The 2,629-nt window shown below is 61.0% G+C and carries 3 protein-coding genes; all 3 read right to left on the bottom strand.

The genetic code is table 11. From position 1 onward, the window contains the following. Positions 1–983 (bottom strand): protein rep (locus HKD46_RS21065; RefSeq protein WP_171865942.1); only part of this gene is annotated, 983 nt, incomplete at its 3' end. A gap of 762 nt (positions 984–1,745) precedes the next feature. Further along, positions 1,746–2,015, bottom strand: a complete 270-nt coding sequence (locus HKD46_RS21070; RefSeq protein WP_171865943.1) for a hypothetical protein — start codon at positions 2,013–2,015, stop codon at positions 1,746–1,748. An 87-nt stretch (positions 2,016–2,102) separates the two neighbouring features. After that, entirely contained in the window at positions 2,103–2,318 is a 216-nt protein-coding gene (locus HKD46_RS21075) for a hypothetical protein (RefSeq protein WP_171865944.1), read from the bottom strand. Between the last annotated feature and the right edge of the window lie 311 nt (positions 2,319–2,629).

Here is a 2,629-nt window from a genome sequence, read left to right on the forward strand (position 1 = left end):
CCCCCGCCGGGGGCCCCGTCAGGCGCAACGAGGCCAGCGGCCTTGGTCACAAGCCAGAGGATAGCGATCTCCAACATCACCGGGTTCGACTCCGCGACGGTGAGGATGTGGGCCTCCTGCCTGAAACGTCGGATAGCCTTCCACTGCACCGAGGTCAACGTTGCCAGGACGGACGCCTGCTCATCCTCCGCCTTGTTGGCAAGCTCCTCGTCGGACAGCTCGTTTGATATCTGTAACAACAATCTAAGGCCGTTGCTCCAGTAGAGTTGCCGGCGACCGGCGAACGCTTCGGCATAGACCCTGAAGAGAGCCGTAGCCCGCTCGGGGGGATAGTCGGGGTCATCGCCATCAAGAACGGCCCGCAGCAGGCCCCAAGGGGTAGCCCCCTTCCTCCTGGTCTGCTTCATGTGCGCCTTGGTCATTTCATCCTCCAGGCCCCACTTGCTGGCGTACTCGCCCGCCTTGCTCCCATCCTGGACAGTCACACCATGCTCCCAGGAAGGAACAGGGAGACCGGCCAACCGGCAAGCCCGTTGCCAAGCTGCTCGATAGGCCCCTTCCAGGAACAACGGGTCAACGCCCTTGGAGGTAAACAGGATCAAGTGGAAATGGGGATGGAAGCCGTTCTGGCCGTGGGTCACTTCCAGGGCCCGGATATAGCCGTGCAGGACTTCGCCCGGGAGATCCCGCTCGATGGTGCCCTTGATGGCATGCTTGCCGCAGGATAGACGCTTGAGCGCATCTGAGAGCCTGCCCAGGAGCTCCTGGAGGTTGTCGCCCACACCGTGAGGAACGGTGAGGGTAACGAAGTGAGCCCGCATACCGCGCGCGCCAGCCTCATGCAGGGCGGCCTTGAGCTCGACCCGGCGACGCTCAGAGATCTTGCCTGCACAGACCGGGCAGTGCCAAACACGAGCGCAGACGTACAGCCCCTGATAGAAGGCTTTCTGGTGGATCCCCTTCATGATCTCGATGTCGGCCAACGAGCCACCTGGAACAGGAGCCCGCAGCCGCATGCAGGCAGACGTCCTGGAACCGGGGAGGATGGAGTTGACCACGGACTTGAGCGCCCACCGGTTGGCCCTGGCCTCTTGGGGCGTAGGAACCAAGCGGCCACCCTGGTGATTGAAGATTTCACCAGTCTCGGGGTCATAGAGGGGATTATCGCCGCCCGGAGAGCCGCGCTGTGCCTCGGGGGAAGATGTTTTGGTAACAGTACCAAGGGGCCCGACCGCCCGGCCCTGCACCACCGCGCTTCGCGCATGCTGCGCATGCCCCGTCGTCGGTCTATCTTTTCGCATGTTGCCACCCTCTCCCTATGGAGAAGGCGGCGGGATGATGTATGATCATGACGTCACCTGTCTGAGCTTAATCGGAATGGTTGGGTGACCGTCCCCCGAAGGTGGTTCAGACCTTGCGGGGGCTTTCTTTTTCGGCTTCGGCTGCTCTCAAGCCCGCTTACCTGCCTACTTCGCTTCGCCCTTTACCCGACAAACGCGGTTTTGGGAGACGGACACCAAATCCTACGCCCTTGATGCCCGAATGAGCAAGTTCGTGGTGCGCTGAGGCGTTTGCCTCCCCCAGTGGCCGAGACCCTCAACTGCCGGTTTTCCAGGAAGGGGGGGGTTTCCGTCCCTGGTCGCGTTCCGGCCGCTGCGCGGGTTCCGGCGCTTGGCATTACGTGAAAATTTTGACGTAAGGGGAGCGCCTTGTAGGGGCTACCGCCCCCGTTCTCTGCCACTGGCCTAGCCGATGGCCGCCGCGAACACCCCGGCAACGATGCGATCCAGGGTTTCCTGGTCAACGTCGAGGGCAGGGTTGGGATTGGCCAGCAGCAGCTTGAGGGCGGGCACATCATCCCGATTAAACGTCACGGTGACGGTTTTTTCGGCCATCTTGGCGCGGTACTTGGCTTGACGGGCTGCACCTGGGAGGGCTTTGCCGGTACGTGGTCGGCCACGAGGGCGGGGGGTAGGAAGGAGATCGGCGGTCTGGCTATCGTGGGCGTCTTTCATGGTGATTTCCTGTCACTGTAACGATAATTCATTATCGTCACAGTGACGGGAAAAGCAAGGTCTTAACACAGTATCGTTAACTGGAATTTATGCTGCCGTGTTAACGGGTTTCTTCCCGAAGGTACGGAGTATCTCGGACTGGAGGGCGCTGAACTCGCCCTCGATACGCTCGGCCATCACCACCATGAACGAGGCGTAGCGGTCGTCAGACGGGATAGTCTCGGTGATTTCGGAGAAAGCCGTGATGGCCTGTTCCAGGGCTTTGAGCCGGAGCCAGGTATCTGTAAGATCTTGTTCAGTCATAGAGCCTCCCAATAGGCTGTGTGATTAGAAGCGCCTCAGGAGGTCAGAGCCCTGGGGCGTTTCGCTATCTGATCACGTTCTCAGGCTGTTTACAATATCGACAGCGCGGGAACGCTCCTCAGGGGTTTAAAGTAACGGTTACCTTACGGAGGGTGGTCCGCGCTTGGCCTTGTTGCGGCTGACACCCCCGCCGGGGGCCCCGTCAGGCGCAACGAGGCCAGCGGCCTTGGTCACAAGCCAGAGGATAGCGATCTCCAACATCACCGGGTTCGACTCCGCGACGGTGAGGATGTGGGCCTCCTGCCTGAAAC

It is taken from the genome of Aeromonas sp. TW 6, assembly GCF_013168745.1.
Classification (GTDB): Bacteria; Pseudomonadota; Gammaproteobacteria; order Enterobacterales; family Aeromonadaceae; genus Aeromonas; species Aeromonas caviae.

Coding starts and splice junctions, on each gene's coding strand:
- HKD46_RS21070 (WP_171865943.1), bottom strand. CDS start 2,015: ATGAAAGACGCCCACGATAGCCAGACCGCCGATCTCCTTCCTACCCCC.
- HKD46_RS21075 (WP_171865944.1), bottom strand. CDS start 2,318: ATGACTGAACAAGATCTTACAGATACCTGGCTCCGGCTCAAAGCCCTG.